A 23417-nucleotide genomic window follows, 5' to 3' on the forward strand; every position below is an offset into this window, starting at 1 on the left:
CGTGTCCGAAAATCTTGCCCGGCAGTTCCTCCTCCGCGAGGATGTCGTCTTCCTCAATCACGGCTCGTTTGGTGCCTGCCCCCGCCCGGTCTTTGCCGCCTATCAAAACTGGCAGCTTGAGCTTGAGGGCCAGCCCGTCGAGTTCCTCGGCCGCAAGGTCCCTGACCACATGCGCACCGCGCGCGAGGCTCTGGCCGCCGAACTGGGGGCTTCGCCTGAGGATGTCGTCGGCCTCACCAATGCCACGCTCGGCCTCAACATCGTCGCCCAGTCGCTCGATCTCAAGCCGGGCGACCAGATCCTGACCACCGACCACGAATATTCGGCGCTCGAAAAGACCTGGGCCTATGTCGCGCGCCGCACTGGTGCAGAGATCGTCGTGGTCAAGGTGCCCATCCCCCTGCTCACCGAAGCGCAGTTCACCGATACCATCATCGCCGGCATGACCGAGCGTACCCGTGTGCTGTTTCTCAGCCACATCACCTCGCCCACCGCTCTGCTCTTTCCCATCGAGCGGTCCATTGCCGAAGCCCGCCGCCGCGGCATCTGGAGCGTCATCGACGGGGCCCATACCCCCGGCCACATCAAGCTCGATCTCGATGCCCTGGGCGCCGATTTCTATTCCGGCAATTGCCACAAATGGATGATGGCCCCCAAGGGCTCCGCGTTCCTGCATGCCCGGCGCGAACTGCAGCCGCTGCTCAATCCCCTCGTCATCAGCCATGGCTGGACGGCCCAGTCCAAGGAGCCCGGTGCCAAGGGCGCCTTTGGCAATTCGCCCTTCATCGACGAGCTCGAGGTGCAGGGCACGCGCGATCCCTCTGCCTGGCTCACCGTCCCCGCCGCGCTGGCCTATCGCCGCGACAATGACTGGGACGCCGTAGCCGCCCATTGCCACGCCCTGGCGCAGGACACCGCCCGGCGGCTCGGCGAATTGACCGGTCTCGCCCCGCTCAGCGCGCCCGAGTTCTGCGCCCCCCAGATGGTGGCCATGCCGGTGCCCGAATGCGATGTCGATCAGCTCAAGATCGACCTCATCGACAAGTACAATATCGAAATCCCCGTGTTTAAATGGCAGGACACCTGCATCGTTCGTCTGTCGGTGCAGGGCTATAATTCCAAGCCGCAGATGGATTTGCTGATCGCGGCACTAACGCAACTGCTCGGCCTGAAAGCGGGGTCTGTTCGACAAGCCTCTTAGCCAGAGGCTGACAAATCACGCGAACTGTGATGTGTGGGGCAGACAAGACCCGCCAGAAGGATCAGTCGCGTGAGACCGGACAGTGCCCTGGACTATCTCGAGCCGCTCGAAACCCGCACGCGTGGGGTGGCGGTTTTGGATGCGCTTGCCGACATGGTCGAGCGCTCGGGGCTGACCATTGGCGATCGCCTGCCGCCCGAAGTCTCCCTGGCCACCACGCTCGGCGTTGGTCGCTCCACCATTCGGGAGGCCCTCAACCGCTGGGAAGGCCTGGGCATAATCCGCCGCCGCCGCGGCGACGGCACCTATCTCTCGGCCCGTGTGCAGACCTCGCGCGGCCTGGTCCCCACCATGGTGCGGCTCGAAGGCGAAGCCCTGCTGCGCCTGCTGGAAATCCGCCGGACCCTGGAAAACGACGTGGTGCGCAAGGCCACCATCAATGCCTCGCCCAAGCAGCGCCGGCAGATTTCCAGCCTCTGCGATATTCTGCTTATCGAGGTCAACGCCGGCCGCCCCTGGCGCAAGGCCGACCATGAGTTCCACGCCGCCATCTACGACGCCTCGGGCAATCCCATGTATGGCCAGATCCTGGCCAATCTCGATCACGCGCTGGAGCGCGGCACCGCATCGCCCTTCGGCGCCGACAATTTTGGCCTCGACTCGTTCCCCATCCACCGCGACCTCGCCGACGCCATCGTCGCCGCCGACCCCGTCCGCGCCGTGGAGATCATCAACCAGCTGCTCGACATTGTCGTCGACGAAGTCCAGGCCATCATCGACGGCAACATGCTGAGCTAGGGCATGTGCAGGCCAGCCTCAGCTGAATTGCGACCGGTCAGAGCCAGCCGCTCAGCTCGCGCCGCACCATCGCCTCGATCATGTCCATGCCGGCCGGGCTGTCGTTCAGGCACGGGATATAGGCGAATTTCTCGCCCCCGGCGTGCATGAAGCTTTCCTTGCCCTCCATGGCGATTTCTTCCAGCGTCTCGATACAGTCCGCCGCAAAGGCCGGCGCCAGGATCGCCACCTTCTTCTTGCCCTGCCCCGGCAACGCTTCGAGCGTCTTGTCGGTATAGGGCTCCAGCCACTTGGTGGGCCCGAAGCGGCTCTGGAAGGTCACCATCAGCTTTTCCTTGGGCCAGCCAAGGTATTCACGGACGAGGCGTGTCGTCTTGTAGCACTGGCAATGGTAGATATCGCCGCGTTCCAGATAGGTCACCGGCATGCCGTGATAGCTGGTCAGCACCACGTCGGGCTCGAAATCCAGCGCCGCCACGCCATCGCGGATCGAGTTGCCCAGCGTCTCGATGTACTTCGGATCTTCGAAATAGGCCGGCACCGTGCGCACCGCCGGCTGGCGCCGCATGGTCTTGAGCACGTCAAAGGCCTTGTCATTGGCCGTGGCGGTGGTGGTCGCCGAATTCTGCGGATAGAGCGGGACCAAGAGGATCTTGGTGCATCCCGCCGCCTGCATCTTTTCCAGCACGCTCTTGGTCGAAGGATTGCCATAGCGCATGGCAAAATCGACCATCACATTGTCATGCCCCGCCATGCGCTCGGCCAGCGCCGCGGTCTGCTTGCGAGTGATCACCAGCAGCGGGCTGGCATTGTGTTCCTTGTCCCAGATCGAGGCATAGGTGCGCCCGCTCTTTTGCGGCCGCACCGACAGGATCACCAGGTTCAGCAGCGGCCACCACAGCCAGCGCGGCGTCTCGATCACGCGCTTGTCGCTCAGGAATTCCTTGAGATAGCGGCGCACGCTCCAATAGTCCGTCGCGTCCGGCGTCCCCAGGTTGAGCAGCAGCACGCCGATTTTCTCGGGCAGGACAGGCGGATGGGCGGGAGGCAGGTGAGCGGACATGGATGCCTGTCGATCTGGATTGCGGCTGGCGCGACCATAGCGGCAAAAACCAAACGATCAAGGCGGCTATGGGTCGCGCTGCCCCCGGTGATCCACTCAGAGGCTGGCAATCACCAGCAGCACGCCGAACATCAGCACCGCAACCGCCCCGCCCAGTTCCAGCCACCACATGATGGCCCCGGTCAGCGGATTGTCGATGCCGCCGATGCGCCGGGCCATGCCCTTGGCCGTAACCGCCAGCGTCGCCAGCGCGGCCACCGTGATCGCCGTGCCCGCGCCCATCAGGAACACCGCAGCAATGCCGGCCGCCAGCAACCCTTGCGACAGAGCGAACACCAGCACCACCAGCGCACCCGAACAGGGCCGCAGCCCCACCGCCAGCGCCACGCTCAATTGCTCGCGCCAATTCCCGCTCGTCGCTGCCGGTGTCACGATATGCACGTGGCCGGCATGATCATGATCCCCATGATCTCCATGTTCGTGATCGTGGTGGTCATGCCCGTGATGATCATGGTGCTCATGGCCATGGTGATCGTGATCGTGATCGTGCAGATGCGCCCGCGCCGTCTGCACCATGTCCGGCTTGTCTGCATGCCCATGGCTGTGCCCCAGGCCAAACACCTTGCGCACGATCAGCCAAAGCCCCAGCAGCGCCACCATCCCATAGGACACAATGCCGATCCAGTTGGCCGCGTCGCCCATGGCATAGCTGGTCATGCCCAACAGCCCCGCCGCGATCAGCACGAACACCACCGCCACGCCCGACTGGATCATCGCCGAGACCACGCTGAGCAGCACGCCGCGCCGCAGTTGCGTCTCATTGGCCAGCACGTAGGAGGAGATCACCACCTTGCCATGCCCCGGCCCGGCGGCATGCAGAATGCCATAGATAAAGCTGAGCCCGCCCAGCACCCAGAACGCCGTCCAGTCCGTCCGCAGCGCATCGAGCGACTTGGTGATGGCGCCATAAAACTCCCGCTGCTGCGTCTGCAACCAGCCGAAAAACCCGGTGCGCGGCAGGTTCAACCCCGGCTCCGGCGGTGGCCCGCCAAAGGGAATGCTCGGCTTGGCCTGCGCCATGGTGGTCGCCGCATCCAGCGCCGTGGTCGGCGCCGCCGCAGCCGGCGCGCCATCGCAGCTCACCACGATCATGCCCTGCGTGCCGCGCATCGCCGCCGCCAGGTCCGGCGGCAGCTCGGTCACATCCGGCCCCAGCGCATAGAGCCGCTTCTGCAGATCGTCCGACATCTCCTTGGGGGGCTCGAGCACCACGCCACAGCCGGCCGGCGCATTGACCAGCGTCACAGCGCTCGCATCGGCAAAGGTGATCGCCACATAGTATTCCGGGTCATAGACGCCCAGCTCGAAGCGCTTGCCCAGCGGATGCGGCTGCTCGGTGGTCAGCGAATAGCTCAGCGTCGTGTGCCCGTCGGCATAGACCATGCGCTGGTCGCCCGCCGGCGTGAATTTGAGCGGCGCGTCCATGTCGCCGGCAAAGGTGTAATAGCCATAATCGGCCAGCCCGGCGGTATTCTCGTCGGCCAGGCTCTGCAGCTCGTCGGGCGAGGTCTCGCGGTCGCCATTGCTGTCCAGCCCCTGGATCACCCAGGACGAAAACGCCGTGTCAAAGCTCCAGTCGTGGTGCAGCCCCACCACCGCGCCGCTGTCGTCAAAGGTGATGGTCACCTTGGCGTCGATGAAGATATGCGGATGCGCCAGCGCCGGCAGCGTCAGCCCAAGCAGAGTCACTCCAGCGCCGGCAAGCGACTTGCCCAGACCACGAAAATTCACGCCAAACCCCGCTGTTAGCTGACTGGATGCTTCTGAAACCAGTCAACCAGATGGTCGATCAGGGCCCGCACCTTGCCCGCCAGGTGACGCCGGTGCGGATACACCGCCTGCAGCGTCTGCCCGGTCGGCAGAAAGTCGGCCAGCACCGGCACCAGCTCGCCACTGGCCACCGCTGAATCGGCCAGGTACGACGGCAATACGACAAATCCGAGGCCCAGAATGGCCGCCTCGCGCGCCGCGAGCGGCGAATTCACCCGCACCGGCCCGGTCACCGGCACCGAGATGGTCTTGCCATCCTCGATAAAGCGCCAGTTCGATTGCCCCTGCAGGTTCACGTCCACGATACAGGGCGCATGCCGCAGGTCTTCGGGATGCTTGGGCACGCCCGTCTTGGCCAGCAGCGCCGGCGACCCGCCCACGATCACATGCATGTCGGCGATCTTGCGCGCGATCAGCGAAGAATCCTGCATCGTCGAAATGCGCAGCGCCACGTCGATCCCCTCGTCGACAAGGTCGACATAGCGATCCTCCAGCCGCAGATCGAGCACCACCTTGGGGTGCTTGAGCAGATACTGGAAGATAGCCGGCGCCAGGGTGCGCTCGCCGAAATTGCGCGGCGCCGAAATGCGCAGCAACCCGCGCGGTTCGGCCGTCTGGTCGGTGATGGTGGCATCCAGATCGTCCAGCTGCTGCAGCAGCGCGCTGGCCTCGCGGTAATAGCCCTCGCCCGCCTCGGTCAGGCTGAGCTTGCGGGTGGTCCGGTTCATCAACCGGACGCCCAGGTAATCTTCCAGATCCGTCACATACTTGCTCAGCAGCGCCTTGGACCGGCCATGCTGCCGCGCCGCCGCTGAAAACCCGCCAGAATCAAAGACTTGAACGAATGCCCTTATGCGTGCGAGGTCCTGCGTCATGGCGTCCTGTTCGCTGGATCAATGTAATCCACGCATAACTCATCTGTGATCGCCGAACAATAACAGGCCTTGGCCGTTCCACGATTAACGATAGACTGGAAGCCCAATCGACGCGCACCCGGAGTTCGGACTATTTTCCCCCCCATGTCCAGACCCTCATCCCGCTCCACACTCTACCGGCTGATTGAAGCGGGACAGCTTGCGCATCGCGCCCTGCTGTTGCCCTTGTCTGAGCGGGGTCTGGAGCCCGGCGATGACGCGATCCTGTTCGAGCTGGGCCGCTCCGGCACCACCGAGATGGAGCTGGCGGCCGAACTGGGCCTGCCCGAAGTCGCCCTCGCCACCCGTCTCTCGCGCCTGATCGATCGCGGCCTCGTCACCCGCCAGGCCGTCGGCCCCGAGCTGGCCGATGGCATTGCCCTTTCCGAACGCGGCGTGCGCATCCGCAATGGCCTGGCCGATCACTGGACCCAGCTTGAGGAGGCCCTGATGGGCGAGCTCAAGCCCAAGCAGCGCAAGAAGCTCGGCGAGCGCCTCAAGCGCTTCGTGGACCTGCTCAGCTTCTGAATTCTGCCTGCCTGCATCATTCAGCTTGGGTTCAGGCGCAAAGGTGTTTTCTGCAGCCATTGGCAGCGATGCCACACAGCTACAGGAGATCGAAAATGGCTTTGAGCAAGACTCTCGCCGCAAGCGGCCTGGCAGCCCTGGCGCTTCTGGCAACCGCCGGCTCCGCCTTTGCCGCCACCGCCTATGCCACCAACAACGTCAATGTCCGCTCCGGCCCGGGCACCTATTACGGGGTTGTCGACACGCTGCGCCGTGGTGAACGCGTCGATGTACAGCAGTGCCGCGGCAGCTGGTGCTATGTCGAAAAGCGTGGCCCCGATGGCTGGGTCTCGGCCAACTATCTCTCGCGTGGCGGTGGCTATGACGATTGGGACGATGGCGACAACTGGGGCCGCCCGCCCCATTGGAACCCCGGTCCGAGCCGCCCGCCGCACTGGAATCCGCGTCCCTATCCGGTCTATCCGACCTACCCGGCCTATCCCAGCCGCCCCGGCGCCAGCGTCTGCATTGACGGCCCCAACGGCTACTTCTGCGTCGGCAACTAACCCGTCCTCCCGGACGTTCCGCGCCGCCCCCACAAGGGGCGGCGTTGTCATGCACCCTGCGCCCCGCCTTTTGTTGTGATCCCCCAGCCGCCTTTGCGCGTAACAGCTGCATCACACACGGGGAGCCGCCAGCATGACCAAATATCTGATCCTTTATGGGGCCTGTGCGCTGATCTTCTTCCCGCTCGATTTCGTCTGGCTCTCCACCATGGGCAAGAGCTTCTATCAGCGCGAGATCGGCGAGCTCCTGCTGCCCAATCCCAATCTGCTCATCGCCGCGCTCTTCTACCTCGCCTATTTGGTGGGCGTGGTCCTGCTCGTCGCCGCCCCCGCTGAAGGCGATGTGGTCAAGGCCCTGGTCTTTGGCGCCGTGCTCGGCTTTGTCGCCTATGGCACCTACGATCTGACCAATCTCTCCACCGTCAAGGGCTTCACGCCGCTAGTGGCCGCAGTCGACATGGCTTGGGGCACCGTGCTCACCGGCGTTAGCGCCGCCGGTGGCGTGTGGATTGCCCGCCATTTCGCCTGATTATTCGCGGCCGGGCAGCAGCGGTTCATCGACAACGCGGACGCGCTTGATGCGTTCGCGTGCCATCACCACCAGGCCCGCGGCCACCACCACGCCGGCACCGACCAGCGAGATCGGGTCGATCCATTCGCCAAAGATCGCTGCGCTGAGGAAGATAGCCCAGGGCAGCGAGAAATAGTTGAACGGCTGCACGGTGCTGGCCGGCGCCATGGACAATGCGAAGATCATCACACCATGCCCCAGGCACGTGGTCACCATCATCGCCGTCACCATCAGCAGCTCGGTCCAGCCCATGTTCTGCCAGAAGAACACGCCCACCGCGCTCGACAGCAGCACGCCGATCACCCCGCTATAGGCCATGCTGGTGGCCGCACTGTCATATTGGCTCACCTTGCGGGTGATCACGATATAAAGCGCGTACAGCGTCGCCGACGCCATGGCAAAGCCCACGCCCCAGTCGAGCGGCAACCCGCCCGGCCGCACGATGATCAGCGCGCCGGCAAAGCCCGCGCCCACCGCCACAAAGCGGAACACCCCGACCTTTTCGCCCAGCAGCGGAATGGCAAACAGCGTCACCAGCAGCGGATAGACCAGCGAAATGGCCTGCAGCTCGCCCAGCGGCACGCTCTTGAGCGCCATGGCGAAGCACCAGATTTCAACGATCAGCAGCGCCCCGCGCAACACCTGCAGCACCGGCACGCGCGAGGTCAGCGCCTGCCGCAGCGGCGCCTGGCGCATCACCAGCCAGATCGAGAACAGCCCATAGCCCCAATAGCGCATCATGGTGATCTGGAACGGCGAATAGCTCTGCACCAGTGTCTTGGAAATGGCGTCCTGCGCGCCAAAGACCGCAACGGTGAACAGCGTCAGCGCAATGGCGCGCCCCACATTGTCAGTGCGGCTGGATACGGCAGAAAGCGACATGACGCGACTGAAACCTCGACCCGATGGCGCCCGGCGCCAACAGCGGGCCGCGCCCGGCTAGGGCTAGCGCAAACCGCCCGGCTTGGCCATGCGCCTTATGGTAACAAAGCGCGCCTGCTGACGATCCCTGGCAGCAGGCATGGGCCAGTCTCCCCGCGCGCCACCCTGGGCACTACGCCCGCCAGACATTGAACCCTCCCGCCAAAGCGGCCTAAGCTCGACCCATCAGGTGCACAGTCCTTCCATGACGAATCATTCCGATCTCTCGCCCACACGGTCTGTCGCGCTAGTCACCGGCGCCGGCAATCGCATCGGCGCCGCCATCGCCCGCCATCTCGCGGCCAATGGCCATGCCGTAGTCATTCACTACCGGTCCGACCAAGCGGGCGCCCAGACGGTCTGCGACGGCATCAAAGTGTCCGGCGGCAGCGCCGCCATCGTCCAGGCTGATCTCGCCGACCGCGCCCAGCGCCGCACGCTGATCGCCCGCGCCGCCGCGGCCTTCGGCCCGCTCACCACCCTGGTCAACAATGCCTCGGTGTTTTACCCCGATAGCGCCAGGGATCTCGACGAAGCGCTCTGGGATGAGCATTTCGCCATCCATGCCGAGGCGCCGCTCTTTCTCGCCCGCGACTTTGCCGCCCAGCTCCCCGCCGGAGCCGAGGGCAATATCGTCAACATCATCGACGAGCGCGTGCTCCATCTCTCCCCGGCCTATACCAGCTATACGCTCTCCAAGGCCGTGCTCTGGACCGCCACCCGCACCCTGGCCCAGTCGCTGGCGCCCGCCATTCGCGTCAATGCCATCGGCCCCGGTCCCGTGCTGCCCCATGCGCGGCAAGACCAGGCCGCCTTTGACGCCCATGTCCGCAGCCTGCCTCTTGAACGCCATGCCGACCCCGACGATATAGCCCAGGGTGTGCTCATGCTGCTGGCCTCCCGCGCCATGACCGGCCAGATGCTGGCGCTCGACGGCGGCCAACATCTTGACTATCCCGCCCGACGTGGTCCAACCCCTCGCTCATGACTGACGACAGCCCAACGCCTCCGCCCAGCGGCCCCGAAGTAATCCGCGCCTTTGTGCGCACCCTCCCGGCTGCCCCCGGCGTCTATCGCATGCTCGATGCCGAAGGCGCCGTCATGTATGTGGGCAAGGCACGGAACCTGAAGGCCCGCGTCACCAATTACACGCGCCCCGATGGCCTCGAGATCCGCCTGCAGCGCATGATCGCGGCCACGGTCAGCATGGAATTCGTGCGCACCGAGACCGAGTCCGAAGCCCTGCTGCTTGAAGCCAATATGATCAAGCGGCTCAAGCCGCGCTTCAACGTGCTGCTGCGCGACGACAAGAGCTTCCCCTATATCCTGATCGCCACCGATCATGAGGCGCCCGAGCTCACCAAGCATCGCGGCACCCGCCGCCGTCCGGGCCACTACTTCGGCCCCTTCGCCTCCGCCACCGCCGTCGGCCGCACCATTGCGAGCCTGCAAAAGGCCTTCCTTTTGCGCAATTGCACCGACAGCTTCTATGCCGCCCGCACCCGTCCCTGCCTGCAGCATCAGATCAAGCGCTGCGCCGCCCCCTGCACCGGCGAGATCAGCCTTGAGGGCTATGCCGAGCTGGTCGAGGACGCGCGCCAGTTCCTCTCCGGCAAGTCGCGCAGCGTGCAGGATCATCTGCAGGCCGATATGAACCAGGCCGCCGAAACCCTCGATTTCGAGCGCGCCGCCCTCATCCGCGACCGTCTCTCGGCCCTGGCCCTCATCCAGTCGCAGGGCGATGCAACCGCCAAATCGGTCGAAGAGGCCGATGTCTTTGCCATCCACCACGAAGGCGGCCAGTTCTGCGTCCAGGTCTTCTTCTTCCGCGCCTTCCAGAACTGGGGCAATTACCCCTATCGCCCGCGCGCCGACGCCAGCCTTTCTGATGCCGAAGTGCTCGAGGCCTTCATCGGCCAGTTCTATGAAAACCGCACGCCGGCGCGCCTCGTGCTGGTCAGCCATGACCTCGCCGAACCGGCCCTGATGGAAGAGGCGCTGTCCAGCCGCGCCGGTCGCAAGGTCACCATCGAAGTGCCCAAGCGCGGCGACAAGCGCGATCTGGTCAACCATGCGCTGACCAATGCCCGCGAGGCGCTTGGCCGCCAGCTCGCCGAAGGCGCCACCAATCGCACCCTGCTCGAAGGCGTCGCCGAAACCTTCGGCCTCGAAGAGGTGCCGCGCCGCATCGAGACCTATGACAATTCCCACATCTCGGGCACCAATATGGTGGGCGCCATGGTCGTGGCCGGCGAGGAGGGCTTTTCCAAAAAGCACTACCGAACCTTCAACATCAAATCCGACATCGCCGCCGGCGACGACTTCGGCATGATGCGCGAAGTGCTGACCCGCCGCTTCACCCGCCTGGCCAATGAGAGCGAAAACGACGCCGAGGACGACAATTCCGGCATGCCCGACTGGCCCGATGTGGTCTTCATCGACGGCGGCGCCGGCCAGATGAGCGCCGTGCGCGGCGTCATCGCCGAGCTCAACCTGCCGCGCGAAGTCACCTTCATCGGCATCGCCAAGGGCGAGGACCGCGACGCCGGCCGCGAGAAATTCTTCATGGAGGGCCGCGAGGCCTTCATGCTGCCCCATCGTGACCCGGTGCTCTATTACGTCCAGCGCCTGCGCGACGAAGCCCACCGCTTCGCCATCGGCACCCATCGCGCCAAGCGCAAGAAGGAACAGGTCAGCAATCCGCTCGACGAGATCGACGGCATCGGCCCCACCCGCAAGCGCGCCCTGCTCAACCACTTCGGCTCCGCCAAAGCCGTCGGCCGCGCGGGCCTCAACGACCTGCAAGCCGTCCCCGGCATTTCCAGCGCCATGGCCCAGCTGATCTACGATCACTTCAACCGCGCGGGATGAGATGCAAAGGGCGCAAGCCTGCGCCCGCGCCCTCCGTGCATGAACTCTTGGCTATTGGCTAGAACGCCACCTTGAGCGAGCCCTTGATCGTGCCAGAACTGGACTCCGTGCCCAGCCGGCCCGAACCATTGAGCCCCGCCGCCACGCCCTTGCCCATGTCGTAATTGAGCCCCAGGTCGACCACCAGCGCGTCGCGCGACAGGCCTGAACCCGTGGTGCGGAACGCCGGGCCGCCGGCCAGTGACTGGCTGGCGCTGCCCAGCATCTCACCATAGACATGCTGCCAGCCCACCATGGCGCTCGCCGACAGCGCCGCCGCGCCAACCGGGATTTCGGTGACGACGCGCACGCCGGCCACCGAGATGCCCAGCGTCTGCCCCGCCACCGAGCCGCTCAACGCAAACGGCGAGCCGCTTTCGCTGTAATTGGCGCCCGATAGGCCCATCACCGTGCCCGACACAAACGGTGTCACATCAACGCTGCCCGCCTTGAGCGCATAGCCCAGCTCGCCGAACACCTGGCCCGACAGCCGCCCATAAGACGTGCTGATCGTGCTGTCGACGCCGCCAAAGCTGATGGCACGGGTAGTGTCGACGCCCGACAGTGTCACGCCCGCGCCCAGGCTCGCCACGATCGGCCCCAGTTCAGTCCGGCCGTAGACGGCCACGTCGCCATTGGTGCTGCGTGCCGTCGCATTCTGGCCGTCGATCTTGCCGCCCGAGCGGCTAATGCCACCGGCAATGCCCACCGTCCAATTGCCCACCGCAATGCCATCGGCACCGGCAAACAACGCCTGCTCGTTCCAGTTCAGCGTCGCCGCGCCGCCACCGGCCGCCCAGCCGCCCGTCGCCTGCAGCGAGGTCCAGCCCTGCGCCGTCTGGCTGGCCACGCCCGGCGCGAAGCGGTTGTGCAGGGCATCGCGCAGCAGACCGCCATGTTCGAGGATCAGCGTTGCGCCCGAGGCATGCACTTCGCCCGCCACTTGACTCAGCGCCGGCACCAGCGCCTCCGGTGTCGTGGCATAGAGCGCCGAGAACACCTCATTGCTGCGCGGCCCCGCGGCCGGGCGCACCGCGTCCAGCGCCGCACCCACCGCATTCTGGTTCGGCCCCGCCGCCAGCCCATTGGCCGCCAGATTGCCATAGACCAGCGGCGTCACCACCAGCGCAATGCTGCGGCTGCTGTAGAGCGTGTCCATGCGCGTGCTGTTGGGCAGGCCGCCCGTCGTCGGCTGCGTCAGCGACGTAAACCCGCCGGTGACGCTGGTGCTGGCCTGGATCACATTATACTGCGTCCCCAGCGGCGCCACATAGGTGTTGCTGGCCGAGCCCGTGATCCCGCGCAGCACCGGCACGATCACACCATTGACGCTGATGCTGCCATTGGCGCCCGTGGTGATCAGCCGCGAGTAATTGCCCGCGCCATTGCCCGTGCCCGTGCCGTCGATATCAAACGAGGTCGTCGCCCCGGCCGCAATCGTCACCGGACCATTGACAGTCAGCGTGCCCGGCGAATTGCCCGGCGCCAGCCGGCCTGCCGAATACAGCGACGAGTCGATCTTGCCCACGCCGCGCAGCACGCCGTTCTGGGCAATCGTCACCTTGGAGGTCACCGAGCCATTGATCGACAGCTGCCCGCCGTTGATCGTAGTGTCGCCGGTATAGGTGTTGGCGCCAGTCAGCGTCAGCGTGCCCGAGCCCTGCTTGTTGAGCCCGCCGCTGCCCGAGATTGAATTGGCCAGCGTCGAGTTCGACCCGGCCGTATCGACCACCGTCGTGCTGGTGAACTGGCCATAGCCCTGCAGCGCCCGGCCCACATTGACCATGCCCCAGCCGAACTTCTGCCGGTCACCCATCGACGTCGCCGTGGTTAGGATCACCTGCTGGATGTCATGGGCGGAGAAGAACGGGAACGCCTGCTTGATCAGCGCCGCCACGCCCGTCACCACCGGCGTGGCCATCGACGTGCCGTCCATCGGCCCGTAATTGCTTCCATTGGCGCCCGTGCCGAGCGGCAGGGTCGAGGGCACGGCCACGCCCGGCGCCGACAGGCACCAGTCCGCGGCCACGCCGCACTGATTGCTGAAGCTGGCCAGATTGCCATTGGCGTCCACTGCGGCCACGGCCAGGAAATTATTGCGCAGCTCGGGCACCCAATAGGGCATGGCGCCCAGCCCATCCGGCGAGGGCTGGCTCTCATTGCCCGTGGCGAACACCATCAGCACGTCTTTTTCAGCGGCATATTTCGCCGCTTCGATGGTCTGCGGCAGCGCCGCAGCATAGGAGGTAGCAGTATAGTCGGTCACATTGCACGGCGGATTAACTGCCTGCGCGCAGTCATTGACGCCGCTCGAGTTGTTGATGATCGACACGCCGCGGTCCACCATGCGGCGCCAGCTCTCATGGAACCAGCCGTCCGAATTGCCCGACCGGGTGTCATAGACGCCATTGATGATCTGGGCGTCAAAGGCCACGCCATGCATGCCCAAGCCGTCGCGATTGGCGGCAATGATGCCGCTCACATGCGTGCCGTGATTGGCCCGCCCGCTGGGCTGGTCAGTGTCAACCCCCTCGAAATTGCCCGAGCCGGTGATGATGACGCCAGTGTTGAGGTCAAAGCCGGGCAGCAGCCGCCCGTTGAACTCGGGGTTGCGCGTGTCAATGCCGGTGTCCAGCACGCCCACCACCACGCCCTTGCCGGTGATCCCCAGCGCATAGGCCTTGGCTGCGTCGATGGCATTGAGCTGATAGGCCGACAGATATTCCGCTGTCTTCCAATACTCCGGACTGCTCGATGTCGTCTGCGCCTGGGCACCGCCACTCACCAGGCCGAGCGCCAGCACCATCACCGGCCAGATACGCCGTATTGTCATTAAGTTTTCGCCCCTACTATACACCGGTTGTCAACTGTGGCCGCTTCGATAGCAGGGCTTGCTGGATCGGTGATGAGAGCAAAATTCCAATTATGGTTTGACCGTCTCAACCAGGTCGCTGCACCGGAAAACTGTGGCAACCCCACATCATGACTCAAGCCGAACCAGGCCTGCCGCGCCAGGCCTTCAACTCTGCCGATTCCGATCCTGCCCAGGCCTTTGCCGGTTGGCAGGCTGCGATAGCGCCGGTTTTTGACATTGCGCCAGTCTATCCCGATCGCCCCTTCGCGGCCTCCTATGTCAGCTACCATTTGGGCGACATCCTGATCGGGCTGGGCACCTTTGATGCCACCATGTTCAGCCGCAGCCACGACAAGGCGCAGCGCGATGGCCTCGATTACGCGTTGATCCAGGTCTATACCGCCGGCGGCTATGACGGGCACCTTGATGACCGCCCGGTCACCGTCCGTTCCGGCGAACTGGTCACGCTCGACATGACGCGTCAGACTCGCACGGTCTCCCTCCCCTCCAGCAACATCACCGTGCTGGTGCCCCGCGACCTGGTGAAGGCCCGCCAGCTGCCCCATGGCGTGATGACGCGGGGGCCGCGTGGCGCGGTTCTAGGCGGCATGCTGGCTGACCATCTCGTCGGCCTCAGCCGGCGCCTCCCCACCATGCCGCTGAGCACCGGCGCCGCCGCTGCCGTGGCCACCCTGGCGCTCTACGAAGCCGCGCTCGATCCCATAGAGGAAATGCTGGAGGCCGCCGCCGAACCGCAGCGCGACCTGCTGTTCCAGCGTGTCCGCCGGCTGATCGATGCCCGCATCACCACCGGCAAGATCGACATCGCCAGCCTCGCCGCCGATCTGGGTGTCTCACGCTCAACGCTCTATCGCCTGTTCGAGCCGCAAAAAGGCGTTGAAGCCTATATCACCGAGCGCCGCCTTGCCCATGTGCGCCGCGCTCTGAGCGACGAGAGCGACACCCGCCGCATCGGCACCATTGCCGCCGCCTTTGGCTTCGACGATCATTCCAATTTCAGCCGCATCTTCAAGCGCCGCTATGGCCAGACCCCGGCCGAACTGCGCGCCCTCGGCCGCCACGCCCGCCCCGAAGACAATGACGAGTCCTTTGACCTCCGCCCCTGGATCGTCGACGTCACCTGACGTCTTGTGGGCCAACCGTCACCCCCTCCCAACCTCCCCCATCAAGGGGGAGGTGTAACCCTGTGGGTTGAACGCGATGTTGCCCCAAGAGTGGAGAGATACCTCCCCCTTGATGGGGGAGGCTAGGTGGGGGTGTCGGGAGCCACGATGCCGAGGCCTGTCCCCCTTCTCCCCACCCCCACCGTCCAGCCCTATACTCCCCCCCATCACCCCGCACGGACGGCCTGCAGGCGAACAGTGCTGGGGTGAGCCGGGTGCGGGCTTTGCCTCTCGCACAGGTTTGCGGGCGAGTTGCCAGTGTAGGGGCGAGCGACCTCTGCCGCTCGTTCGGCTCCAAAAACCGGCACCCCCGGGGCGGTTGTCGTCTCATTTTTAAACTCACCTGAGGCGACATCCGCCCCGGGGTCCGTCCAACTCCTGACAACCGCGTTCCAGGCGGCGCTCTTTCGCGCCCTGTCAAAGGATTGCCGAGCCTCAAGAATCGGCTATCGTTCTGGTCTGGGGGTCCATCATGTCGGCCATTATCGAAGTCAGCGGCGTCGCCAAGACGTTCCGCCAGCCCAAGCGCCTGCCCGGCATGGGCGGCGCCCTGCGCAGCCTGTTCAGCCGCCAGTTCACCGAAGTGCGCGCTGTGCAGGATGTCTCCTTCACCATCGCGCCCGGCGAGGCCGTCGGCTATCTCGGCCCCAATGGCGCCGGCAAGTCCACCATGATCAAGATGATGACCGGCATTCTGGTGCCCAGCGCCGGCACGCTGAGCGTGCTTGGCCGCGAGCCCCATGCCCACCGCATGACCAATGCCGCCGAGATCGGCGTGGTCTTCGGCCAGCGCAGCCAGCTCTGGTGGGATCTGCCGGTGCGTGACAGCTTCGATCTGCACCGCCACATCTATGAGGTGCCCGAGGCGCGCTTCGCCGAGAACCTGGCCTTCCTCACCTCCATGCTGGGCATGGCCGACTATCTCGATCGCCCCGTGCGCCAGCTCAGCCTCGGCCAGCGCATGCGCGCCGAAATCGCCATGGCGCTGCTGCACGATCCCAAGATCCTGTTCCTCGATGAACCCACGATTGGTCTGGACGTCGTGGCCAAGGATGCCGTGCGCAAATTCCTCGCGCGCATCAACCGCGAGCGCGGCACCACCATCATCCTCACCACCCATGACCTGCAGGATATCGAGGAGATTTGCCCGCGCCTGATCATGGTCGACGATGGCAAATTGCTGTTCGATGGCGAACTACCCCGCCTGCGCTCCGCCCTCGGCTCGCGCCGTCGCCTGCGTCTCGAATTCGGCACCGATCCCGGCCCTATCAATCTCACCACCGCCCGCCTTGTCACCGACGACGGCGCCGCCAAGCACTTCCTGCTCGACAGCGAGGACACCTCCATCCTCGATGTGCTGACCGAACTGGGCAATGGCTATGACCTCAAGGACGTGACCCTCGAGGAACCGGCAATCGAAGAGGTGATCCGCACCTTTTACCAGTCCAAGCCCCAGCTCGCGGCGACGACGCCATGAAAGCCCGCGCCTACGCGGCCTTCACCGTCAATGCCCTGCAGACGCGCCTGACCTATCGGCACACCATCTGGGCGGGCGCCTTCGGCGATCTCGTGTTCATCTTCGCTCGCATCGCCATCTGGGTTTCGGTCTATGGCGCGGCGGGCGCCGCCAGCGCGGCGAACGGCGTCACGCTGCCGGAGATGATCACCTACAGCCTCCTGGCCGGCCCGCTGCTCTATTGGGATTATTCGCGCCTGCTCGCTGACGTCGGCACGGCCATTCGCTCGGGCGATGTGGCAGTCTATCTGCTCAAGCCCTTGCACTATCCGGCCTATCTGGCCGCCAGCCATCTTGGCCATTTCCTGTTCGAACTGGCCGCCAGCACAGTGCCTGTCGCGGTGATCATCCTGCTGGTCTTTGGCCTGCAGCCGCCGGCGAGCCTGTTTCACGGCCTGGCTTTCCTCGCCTATTGGCCGCTGTCGTTCATGATCCTGTTCACGCTCGCCACCCTCCTGGGGCTGGCAGCCTTCTGGCTGATGACCGTGCAGTCGCTCGACTGGTTCTTCAACGCCATCATGACGCTGCTGTCGGGCGGCATGGTGCCCCTGTGGTTCTTCCCGGGCTGGCTGGCCGCCATCGCCGGCCACCTGCCCTTTGCCTGGATTTCCTACTATCCGGCCGCCGTCTATCTGGGCAAGCTCGAGCCCGGCCAGACGCTGCTCTACTTCGGCATCGGCCTCGTCTGGCTGGCCGTGCTGCTGGCCAGCCTGGCCTGGCTCTGGTCGCGGGCCCGCGATCGCCTGATCGTGCAGGGGGGCTGACCATGCTGCGAACCGTCATCCTGATGCGCGAACTGGTGCGCATGTATATCCGCACCAAGGTGGAATATCCCGGCGCCATGGTGCTCGGCTGGGTCTCCCAGTTCGTGTCCTATGGCGCGGTCTATACCGCCATTGCCCTCATCATCGCGCGCTTTGGCATGCTCGGCGGCTGGACCTGGTCGGATATGGCCATGCTGCTCAGCGTCCACCTCCTCACCTACTCGGTTGGCGCCAGCTTCAGCTTCACCCAGTTTCGCGAGATGGAGGATCTGGTTCGCCAGGGCACAATGGACGCCATCCTGGTCAAGCCGATCGGCACCTGGCTCTATATGGTCTTTTCCGGCTTCAACATCGGCTATGCCGGCCACGTCGTCCTGGCCGTTGGCCTGATGGCCTGGGCCATCACCCAGGTCGATGTCGCCTGGTCGCTGCCCACCGTACTCTTCCTTGTCGCCACCCTGGTCAGCGGCGCCATGGTGGTCTGTGCCCTGATGACCATGATCGGCGCCACCGCCCTGGTCTGGGTGCGGTCGCGCCATCTCTATTCAATCTTCTTCGGCTTCTGGGAGCTGGCCCGCTATCCCATCACCATCTTCCCGCTACCCATTCAGGTCCTGCTGCTCGCCGTCGTGCCCATGGGCTTCATCAGCACCGTCCCGGTCGCCGTGCTGCTCGGCAAGCCCGTGCCGCTGCTGGGCGATTTCGCAGGCCTGGCCTGCCTGCTCGCCGGGCCTGTCATGGCCGGTCTCGCCATGCTGCACTGGCGCTGGTGCCTGCGCAATTATCAGGGCGCAGGCGGCTAAAGTCGGAGTCGACAAATGTCAAACGCCGCGCTACATCTCTGGCCATGATCCGTTCAGTCGCCACCATCTCGTTTTGGTATTTTAGCTATCCGCTCCCGGCGGAGGCTACCGCGCGCTTGATCTGATCCCCCAGGATTACGAACAAACCCGAAGCCAGCCGCCCCCACTCGAGGCGGCTTTTTTGTTGGCCGCCTCACCCCAGATATCCCCGAGGAGACCAGCCGTGTTAAAGTCCACCGACGATCTGCGCATCAGTGCCATCAAGGAACTGACCACCCCCATCGAGGTGATGCGCCAGCATCCGCGAACCGATGCCGCCACGCGCACCGTCATCAGCGCCCGCCATGCCGTGCACAACATTCTCGCCGGCACCGATGATCGTCTCACCGTCGTGGTAGGCCCCTGCTCCATCCACGATCCCGCCGCCGCCATCGACTATGCCAAGCGCCTCTCCGCCCTGCGCGACACCCTGGGCGACCGCCTTGAGATCATCATGCGCGTCTATTTCGAAAAGCCGCGCACCACGGTGGGCTGGAAGGGGCTGATCAACGACCCCAATCTCGATGGCAGCTTCGACATCGACACCGGCCTGCACACTGCCCGCGCCCTGCTGCTCGACATCGCCAACCTCGGCGTGCCTGCAGCCTGCGAATTCCTCGACATGACCACCCCGCAATACATTGCCGATCTCGTCAGCTGGGCCGCCATCGGCGCCCGCACCACCGAAAGCCAGATCCACCGCGAACTCGCCTCGGGCCTCTCCTGCCCGGTCGGCTTCAAGAACGGCACCGACGGCAACGTCAAGATCGCCCTCGATGCCGTAGCCTCGGCGAGCCAGCCGCACCATTTCCTCGCCGTCACCAAATCGGGGCGCTCCGCCATTGCCGCCACCACCGGCAATGCCGACTGCCACATCATCCTGCGCGGCGGCAAGACGCCCAATTACGACGCCGCCAGCGTTGAAGCCGCAGCCCAGGCTGCCGAAAAAGCTGGCCTGCCCGCCACCATCATGGTCGACGCCAGCCATGCCAATTCCTCCAAGAAGCCCGAGAACCAGCCCGCGGTTCTCGCCGACATCGGCGACCAGCTCGCCAATGGCGATCGTCGCATCATCGGCGTCATGGTCGAATCCAACCTTGTGGCCGGTCGCCAGGATCTGATCCCCGGTCAGCCCCTCGTCTATGGCCAGTCCATCACCGATGGCTGCATTGATTGGGACACCACGGTCACCGCTCTTACCGCTCTGGCCGACGCCGTCACCGCCCGTCGGGCTGCCACCAATCAGCAGGTGGCTTGAAGCGATGGTGATACCTGCAGTCATTGCGGCCTATATCGCGGCCTATAATGCCCGCGACGTCGACGGGATGCTGGACTGTCTGGCCGAGGAAGTCGTGTTCCGCAATCTGTCCGCTGGCCAGGTGACAGCAGAGGCAATCGGCAAGCCGTCATTTGCCCAGATGGCCCACGCAGGGGCCGCCGCGTTCAGCACGCGGCGGCAGGCAGTAAGGCAAGCTATCACTGTGGCCGACACCACCCTGGTCGAGATCGACTACACCGCCACGGTGGCGGCCGATCTCCCCAATGGCTGGAAAGCCGGACAAAGCCTCGCCTTTGTGGGGGCGTCCCTGTTTCGCATCAGGTCTGGGCAAATCGTGGAAATCGTCGACCAGAGCTGATGGTCCTGGGCAGGAAGGTCAGGCAGGCTTGACCCCACCCTACCCTTCCTGTTCTCTCCGCTCATGACCAAGAATCCGCTGCTGCTCGTCCCCAACCAGATCACCATTGCCCGCATCGCGGCGATCATTCCCATCGTCTGGCTGGCGCTGGCTGGCGATCCCACCCTGCGCGTGCTGGCGCTAGTGCTCTATATCCTGGCCGCCGCCAGTGATTGGCTCGACGGCTATCTCGCCCGCGCCTGGGGCCAGTATTCCCCGCTCGGCCGTATGCTCGACCCCATCGCCGACAAGCTCCTCGTCGGGGTGCTTCTCGTCGCCCTCGCTTGGGATCACAGCCTTTCGGCGCTCGAACTGATCCCGGCCTGTGCCATCCTCTTCCGCGAGATCTTCATCTCCGGCCTGCGCGAATTCCTCGGCAATGCCAAGGTCGTCCTGCCCGTCACCCAGCTTGCCAAGTGGAAGACCACCGTCCAGCTTATCGCTCTGGCCTTCGTGCTGGTCCGCCCGCTGCTGCCCGCGCTCGATATTCCCACCAGCCTGCTGCTCTGGCTGGCCGGCGCCATGACCGTCTGGACAGGCTGGCAATATCTGCGCGCCAGCTGGCCGCATCTGTCGGCGGACACGCCGTGAAGATCCTTTACTTCGCCTGGCTGCGCGAACGCCTCAACCGCGGCGAGGAAGAGGTCTCCCCGCCCGCGGAGGTCGTCACCATTAGCGACCTCATTGACTGGCTCGCATCCCGCGACGAAGCCTTTGCTCATGCCGTCGCCAAGCGCAGCCTGATCCGCGCCGCCGTCGATGCCCGGCTCGTGCCGCACGATGCTGCCATTGCCGGCGCCAAAGTCGTCGCCCTCTTCCCACCCATGACCGGGGGCTGACCATGCCCGTCCGCGTCACCACCGCGCCCTTCGATCCCGGCGCCGAAACCAATGCCTTCCTCGCTGCCGGCCAGGGCGCCGGCGCTGCCGTCACCTTCACCGGCGTCGTCCGCTCCACCGCCGAAGATCCCGTCACCAGCCTGACGCTCGAATGCTACCCCGAACTGGCCATCAACCAGCTCGAGGCCATCCTGGCCGAGGCCATCGCCCGCTTCGAGCTCGTTGCCGCCAGCGTCATCCATCGCTATGGCAAGCTCGCCCCCGGCGAGCCCATCGTCCAGGTCATGACCCTCTCGCCCCACCGGGCCGCAGCCTTCCGGGGTGCCGAATTCCTCATGGACTATCTCAAGACCGATGCGCCGTTCTGGAAGCAGGAGTCCGGGCCAGAGGGCACCATTTGGGTCGCCCCCCGCGAGGAAGACGACAGCGCCAGGGCGCGCTGGTCCTGAACCGTCACTGCCTGGCAACAACTATTGATCCTCAACGGACTGCCGACACGTATACTTCTGCAAAACCGGCCAGAACATGTTATTGCAATGGCAACAACGATTGGCACAGAAAGTTCTATGGCGCGATTTGTCGAGCTCGGCGCAGCACAGGGTACGGGGCGGACGATCCTGTGTTCGGGCGATTGGACAGCGGCCAATGCCCGTCAGCTTGAGCACGCCATCGCCGAGCTGAGCCTGTCCCCGGCCGAGCGCAGCCAAGTCAGCATCGATATTTCCCGCCTCGACCGCCTCGACACCGCTGGCGCCTGGCTGCTCACCCAGCTCGGCCGCGATCGCGCCCATGCCGCCGCAGGCTTCCTGGGCGCCTCGCCCAAGCATGCCACCCTGCTCGCCCGAATCGCTACCTACAATCCCAAGGCGACCCTGGCCCGTCCGCACGACAATCCCCTGCTCGTGCCCTTCATCGCCCTGGGCCGCACGGTCATGGGGGCGCTGCGCGATATCGTCTCGGTCAATGAAACCCAGGGCCGCATCCTGGGCGCCCTGGCCCAGACCGCCACCTTCCGCGCCCCGCTGCGCCTGGCCAGCTTCATCAACCAGTTCGAACAGATCATCCTCAAGGCGATCCCCATCGTCGCGCTGATCTCGCTGGTCGTGGGCGCCATTATCACCCAGCAGACCATCCTGCAGCTGCGCAATTTCGGCGCTGCCATTCTGGTCGTCGATCTGGCGGCCATCCTGATGTTCCGCGAGATCGGCGTGCTGCTGGCCGCCATCATGGTCGCCGGTCGCTCGGGCTCGGCCATCACCGCCGAAATCGGCTCCATGCGCATCCGCGAGGAATTCGATGCCCTGCGCGTCATGGGCGTTGATCCCTTCCAGGCCCTGCTGCTGCCGCGCGTCGTCGCGCTGGTCATCGGCCTGCCGCTGCTGGCCTTCGTTGGTTCCATGGCAGGCCTGCTCGGCGCCATCCTGGTTGGCCAGGCCTATGGCGGCATTCCGGTCGAGACCTTCATCCTGCGCTTGCGCGATTCCATGACCATCACCAGCGTCGCTGTGGGCCTGCTCAAGGCGCCATTCATGGGCTTCCTCATCGGCCTCCTCGCTTCGCTGGAGGGCATGAAGGTGCAGGGCTCCTCGGAATCGCTGGGCCGCCGCACCACCTCCTCGGTGGTCAAATCCATCTTCGTAGTCATCGTGGCCGATGGCCTGTTCGCCATCTTCTTTGCCGCGATAAAGTTCTGACCATGACCCAGTCCTCTCCCATCATGACGGTCAGCGACCTCAAGGTCGGCTTCGGCACCACCACGGTCATCGACGGCCTGAGCTTTGACCTGCGCGATGGCGAAATCCTTGGGCTGATTGGCCCCTCAGGCTCCGGCAAGTCAGTGACGCTGCGCGCCATCGTTGGCCTCATCGCCACCCGCGGCGGCACCGTCAATTTCGCCGGCCACACCTATTCCGACCTCACCACCCAGCAGCAGACCGAGGTTCGCCGCGACTGGGGCGTGCTGTTCCAGCAGGGTGCGCTGTTCTCTTCGCTCAATGTCATCGAGAACATCGAGTTCCCCATGCGCGAGCATCTCGACCTCACGCCGCGCCTGCGCCGGGAATTGGCGCGTATGAAGCTCGATCTGGTCGGCCTGCCGCCCGAGGCAGGGTCTTCCTATCCCGCCCAGCTGTCGGGCGGCATGATCAAGCGCGCCGCCCTCGCGCGCGCCCTGGCGCTCGATCCCAGGCTCTTGTTCCTCGACGAACCCACGGCGGGTCTGGACCCCATTGGCGCTGGCAAATTTGACGAGCTGATCGTTACCTTGAGTGAGACGCTGGGTCTTTCCGTGCTAATGGTGACCCATGATCTGGACAGCCTGGAGGCTGCCTGCGACCGCATCGTCGCCCTGGCCGGTGGCAAACTGCTCAAGGCTGGCACGCTCAGCGAGATGCGCGCAGCGGACGACCCCTGGCTCAGGGACTATTTCCACGGCCCCCGCGCCCACAACCTCGAAGGCTAG

The 23417-nt window shown here is 65.0% G+C and carries 23 protein-coding genes; 18 read left to right on the forward strand and 5 right to left on the reverse strand.

Annotated features, from left to right (window positions below; all coding sequences use genetic code 11):
- The first annotated feature begins 1 nt into the window (after nt 1).
- Nucleotides 2–1201 carry an aminotransferase class V-fold PLP-dependent enzyme gene (locus tag E8M79_RS14595; protein ID WP_137152592.1) on the forward strand — a complete coding sequence of 400 codons (1200 nt, stop codon included), beginning with the start codon at nt 2–4 and terminating at the stop codon, nt 1199–1201.
- 69 nt (nt 1202–1270) lie between these two features.
- On the forward strand, nt 1271–1999 hold the full coding sequence (locus E8M79_RS14600) for an FCD domain-containing protein (protein WP_137152593.1): 729 nt from the start codon (nt 1271–1273) through the stop codon (nt 1997–1999).
- A gap of 37 nt (nt 2000–2036) precedes the next feature.
- On the opposite strand, the gene hemH is transcribed toward E8M79_RS14600, so the two are convergent.
- The 3 genes from hemH to E8M79_RS14615 all read right to left on the reverse strand — a co-directional run bounded on the left by hemH (nt 2037) and on the right by E8M79_RS14615 (nt 5767).
- Nucleotides 2037–3062, reverse strand: coding sequence for a ferrochelatase (gene hemH, locus E8M79_RS14605; RefSeq protein ID WP_137152594.1), 1026 nt, complete (start codon nt 3060–3062; stop codon nt 2037–2039).
- Between the two features lie 96 nt (nt 3063–3158).
- Complete coding sequence (locus E8M79_RS14610; RefSeq protein WP_137152595.1) at nt 3159–4853, reverse strand: DUF1007 family protein; 1695 nt, start codon at nt 4851–4853, stop codon at nt 3159–3161.
- A gap of 14 nt (nt 4854–4867) precedes the next feature.
- Complete coding sequence (locus E8M79_RS14615; protein WP_137152596.1) at nt 4868–5767, reverse strand: LysR family transcriptional regulator; 900 nt, start codon at nt 5765–5767, stop codon at nt 4868–4870.
- 144 nt (nt 5768–5911) lie between these two features.
- Between E8M79_RS14615 and E8M79_RS14620 the strand changes: the two genes are divergently transcribed.
- The 3 genes from E8M79_RS14620 (at nt 5912) to E8M79_RS14630 (ending at nt 7408) form a co-directional block, all read left to right on the forward strand.
- Nucleotides 5912–6334 carry a MarR family transcriptional regulator gene (locus E8M79_RS14620; RefSeq protein ID WP_137152597.1) on the forward strand — a complete coding sequence of 141 codons (423 nt, stop codon included), beginning with the start codon at nt 5912–5914 and terminating at the stop codon, nt 6332–6334.
- Between the two features lie 95 nt (nt 6335–6429).
- Nucleotides 6430–6879 (forward strand): SH3 domain-containing protein, encoded by a 450-nt coding sequence (locus tag E8M79_RS14625; RefSeq protein ID WP_171015875.1) that lies wholly within the window; start codon nt 6430–6432, stop codon nt 6877–6879.
- Between the two features lie 133 nt (nt 6880–7012).
- Nucleotides 7013–7408 carry a DUF2177 family protein gene (locus tag E8M79_RS14630; protein ID WP_137152599.1) on the forward strand — a complete coding sequence of 132 codons (396 nt, stop codon included), beginning with the start codon at nt 7013–7015 and terminating at the stop codon, nt 7406–7408.
- On the opposite strand, the gene E8M79_RS14635 is transcribed toward E8M79_RS14630, so the two are convergent.
- Entirely contained in the window at nt 7409–8332 is a 924-nt protein-coding gene (locus tag E8M79_RS14635; RefSeq protein ID WP_137152600.1) for a DMT family transporter, read from the reverse strand.
- Between the two features lie 244 nt (nt 8333–8576).
- Between E8M79_RS14635 and E8M79_RS14640 the strand changes: the two genes are divergently transcribed.
- Nucleotides 8577–9359, forward strand: a complete 783-nt coding sequence (locus E8M79_RS14640; protein WP_137152601.1) for an SDR family oxidoreductase — start codon at nt 8577–8579, stop codon at nt 9357–9359.
- Nucleotides 9356–11242: an excinuclease ABC subunit UvrC gene (uvrC, locus tag E8M79_RS14645; RefSeq protein WP_137152602.1), complete on the forward strand. Its 1887-nt coding sequence runs from the start codon at nt 9356–9358 to the stop codon at nt 11240–11242. Before E8M79_RS14640 ends, uvrC begins: the two co-directional genes overlap by 4 nt.
- 58 nt (nt 11243–11300) lie before the next feature.
- Here uvrC and E8M79_RS14650 read toward each other — a convergent pair whose 3' ends face one another.
- Entirely contained in the window at nt 11301–14114 is a 2814-nt protein-coding gene (locus tag E8M79_RS14650) for an autotransporter serine protease (RefSeq protein ID WP_137152603.1), read from the reverse strand.
- A gap of 149 nt (nt 14115–14263) precedes the next feature.
- On the opposite strand from E8M79_RS14650, the gene E8M79_RS14655 reads away from it, so the two are divergent.
- From E8M79_RS14655 to E8M79_RS14705, 11 genes are all read left to right on the forward strand, one after another.
- A complete protein-coding gene (locus tag E8M79_RS14655; protein ID WP_137152604.1) occupies nt 14264–15280 on the forward strand; it encodes a helix-turn-helix domain-containing protein in 1017 nt (338 codons plus the stop codon).
- A gap of 511 nt (nt 15281–15791) precedes the next feature.
- On the forward strand, nt 15792–16796 hold the full coding sequence (locus tag E8M79_RS14660; RefSeq protein WP_137152605.1) for an ATP-binding cassette domain-containing protein: 1005 nt from the start codon (nt 15792–15794) through the stop codon (nt 16794–16796).
- Nucleotides 16793–17599, forward strand: coding sequence for an ABC-2 family transporter protein (locus tag E8M79_RS14665; protein ID WP_137152606.1), 807 nt, complete (start codon nt 16793–16795; stop codon nt 17597–17599). The genes E8M79_RS14660 and E8M79_RS14665 overlap by 4 nt, the downstream gene beginning before the upstream one ends.
- A 2-nt stretch (nt 17600–17601) precedes the next feature.
- On the forward strand, nt 17602–18402 hold the full coding sequence (locus tag E8M79_RS14670) for an ABC-2 family transporter protein (protein ID WP_137152607.1): 801 nt from the start codon (nt 17602–17604) through the stop codon (nt 18400–18402).
- Between the two features lie 223 nt (nt 18403–18625).
- Nucleotides 18626–19699 (forward strand): 3-deoxy-7-phosphoheptulonate synthase, encoded by a 1074-nt coding sequence (locus tag E8M79_RS14675; RefSeq protein WP_137152608.1) that lies wholly within the window; start codon nt 18626–18628, stop codon nt 19697–19699.
- 4 nt (nt 19700–19703) lie between these two features.
- Nucleotides 19704–20078: a nuclear transport factor 2 family protein gene (locus E8M79_RS14680; protein ID WP_171015876.1), complete on the forward strand. Its 375-nt coding sequence runs from the start codon at nt 19704–19706 to the stop codon at nt 20076–20078.
- A gap of 63 nt (nt 20079–20141) precedes the next feature.
- Complete coding sequence (pgsA, locus tag E8M79_RS14685) at nt 20142–20708, forward strand: CDP-diacylglycerol--glycerol-3-phosphate 3-phosphatidyltransferase (protein WP_137152610.1); 567 nt, start codon at nt 20142–20144, stop codon at nt 20706–20708.
- Entirely contained in the window at nt 20705–20956 is a 252-nt protein-coding gene (gene moaD / locus E8M79_RS14690) for a molybdopterin converting factor subunit 1 (RefSeq protein ID WP_137152611.1), read from the forward strand. Before pgsA ends, moaD begins: the two co-directional genes overlap by 4 nt.
- 2 nt (nt 20957–20958) lie before the next feature.
- The gene (locus E8M79_RS14695; RefSeq protein WP_137152612.1) at nt 20959–21405 is read left to right on the forward strand and encodes a molybdenum cofactor biosynthesis protein MoaE; all 447 of its coding nucleotides are present in this window, start codon (nt 20959–20961) and stop codon (nt 21403–21405) included.
- A 117-nt stretch (nt 21406–21522) separates the two neighbouring features.
- A complete protein-coding gene (locus E8M79_RS14700; protein ID WP_137152613.1) occupies nt 21523–22650 on the forward strand; it encodes an ABC transporter permease in 1128 nt (375 codons plus the stop codon).
- A 2-nt stretch (nt 22651–22652) separates the two neighbouring features.
- Nucleotides 22653–23417 (forward strand): ATP-binding cassette domain-containing protein, encoded by a 765-nt coding sequence (locus tag E8M79_RS14705; protein ID WP_137152614.1) that lies wholly within the window; start codon nt 22653–22655, stop codon nt 23415–23417.

Source organism: Devosia sp. FKR38 (assembly GCF_005222805.1).
Classification (GTDB): domain Bacteria; phylum Pseudomonadota; class Alphaproteobacteria; order Rhizobiales; family Devosiaceae; genus Devosia.

What these genes read in the sequence shown, in the direction of transcription:
- hemH (WP_137152594.1), bottom strand. Translation starts at nt 3,062, where the DNA reads ATGTCCGCTCACCTGCCTCCCGCCCATCCGCCTGTCCTGCCCGAGAAA.
- E8M79_RS14615 (WP_137152596.1), bottom strand. Translation starts at nt 5,767, where the DNA reads ATGACGCAGGACCTCGCACGCATAAGGGCATTCGTTCAAGTCTTTGAT.
- E8M79_RS14620 (WP_137152597.1), top strand. Translation starts at nt 5,912, where the DNA reads ATGTCCAGACCCTCATCCCGCTCCACACTCTACCGGCTGATTGAAGCG.
- E8M79_RS14625 (WP_171015875.1), top strand. Translation starts at nt 6,430, where the DNA reads ATGGCTTTGAGCAAGACTCTCGCCGCAAGCGGCCTGGCAGCCCTGGCG.
- E8M79_RS14630 (WP_137152599.1), top strand. Translation starts at nt 7,013, where the DNA reads ATGACCAAATATCTGATCCTTTATGGGGCCTGTGCGCTGATCTTCTTC.
- E8M79_RS14635 (WP_137152600.1), bottom strand. Translation starts at nt 8,332, where the DNA reads ATGTCGCTTTCTGCCGTATCCAGCCGCACTGACAATGTGGGGCGCGCC.
- E8M79_RS14640 (WP_137152601.1), top strand. Translation starts at nt 8,577, where the DNA reads ATGACGAATCATTCCGATCTCTCGCCCACACGGTCTGTCGCGCTAGTC.
- uvrC (WP_137152602.1), top strand. Translation starts at nt 9,356, where the DNA reads ATGACTGACGACAGCCCAACGCCTCCGCCCAGCGGCCCCGAAGTAATC.
- E8M79_RS14650 (WP_137152603.1), bottom strand. Translation starts at nt 14,114, where the DNA reads ATGACAATACGGCGTATCTGGCCGGTGATGGTGCTGGCGCTCGGCCTG.
- E8M79_RS14655 (WP_137152604.1), top strand. Translation starts at nt 14,264, where the DNA reads ATGACTCAAGCCGAACCAGGCCTGCCGCGCCAGGCCTTCAACTCTGCC.
- E8M79_RS14660 (WP_137152605.1), top strand. Translation starts at nt 15,792, where the DNA reads ATGTCGGCCATTATCGAAGTCAGCGGCGTCGCCAAGACGTTCCGCCAG.
- E8M79_RS14665 (WP_137152606.1), top strand. Translation starts at nt 16,793, where the DNA reads ATGAAAGCCCGCGCCTACGCGGCCTTCACCGTCAATGCCCTGCAGACG.
- E8M79_RS14670 (WP_137152607.1), top strand. Translation starts at nt 17,602, where the DNA reads ATGCTGCGAACCGTCATCCTGATGCGCGAACTGGTGCGCATGTATATC.
- E8M79_RS14680 (WP_171015876.1), top strand. Translation starts at nt 19,704, where the DNA reads ATGGTGATACCTGCAGTCATTGCGGCCTATATCGCGGCCTATAATGCC.
- pgsA (WP_137152610.1), top strand. Translation starts at nt 20,142, where the DNA reads ATGACCAAGAATCCGCTGCTGCTCGTCCCCAACCAGATCACCATTGCC.
- E8M79_RS14695 (WP_137152612.1), top strand. Translation starts at nt 20,959, where the DNA reads ATGCCCGTCCGCGTCACCACCGCGCCCTTCGATCCCGGCGCCGAAACC.
- E8M79_RS14700 (WP_137152613.1), top strand. Translation starts at nt 21,523, where the DNA reads ATGGCGCGATTTGTCGAGCTCGGCGCAGCACAGGGTACGGGGCGGACG.
- E8M79_RS14705 (WP_137152614.1), top strand. Translation starts at nt 22,653, where the DNA reads ATGACCCAGTCCTCTCCCATCATGACGGTCAGCGACCTCAAGGTCGGC.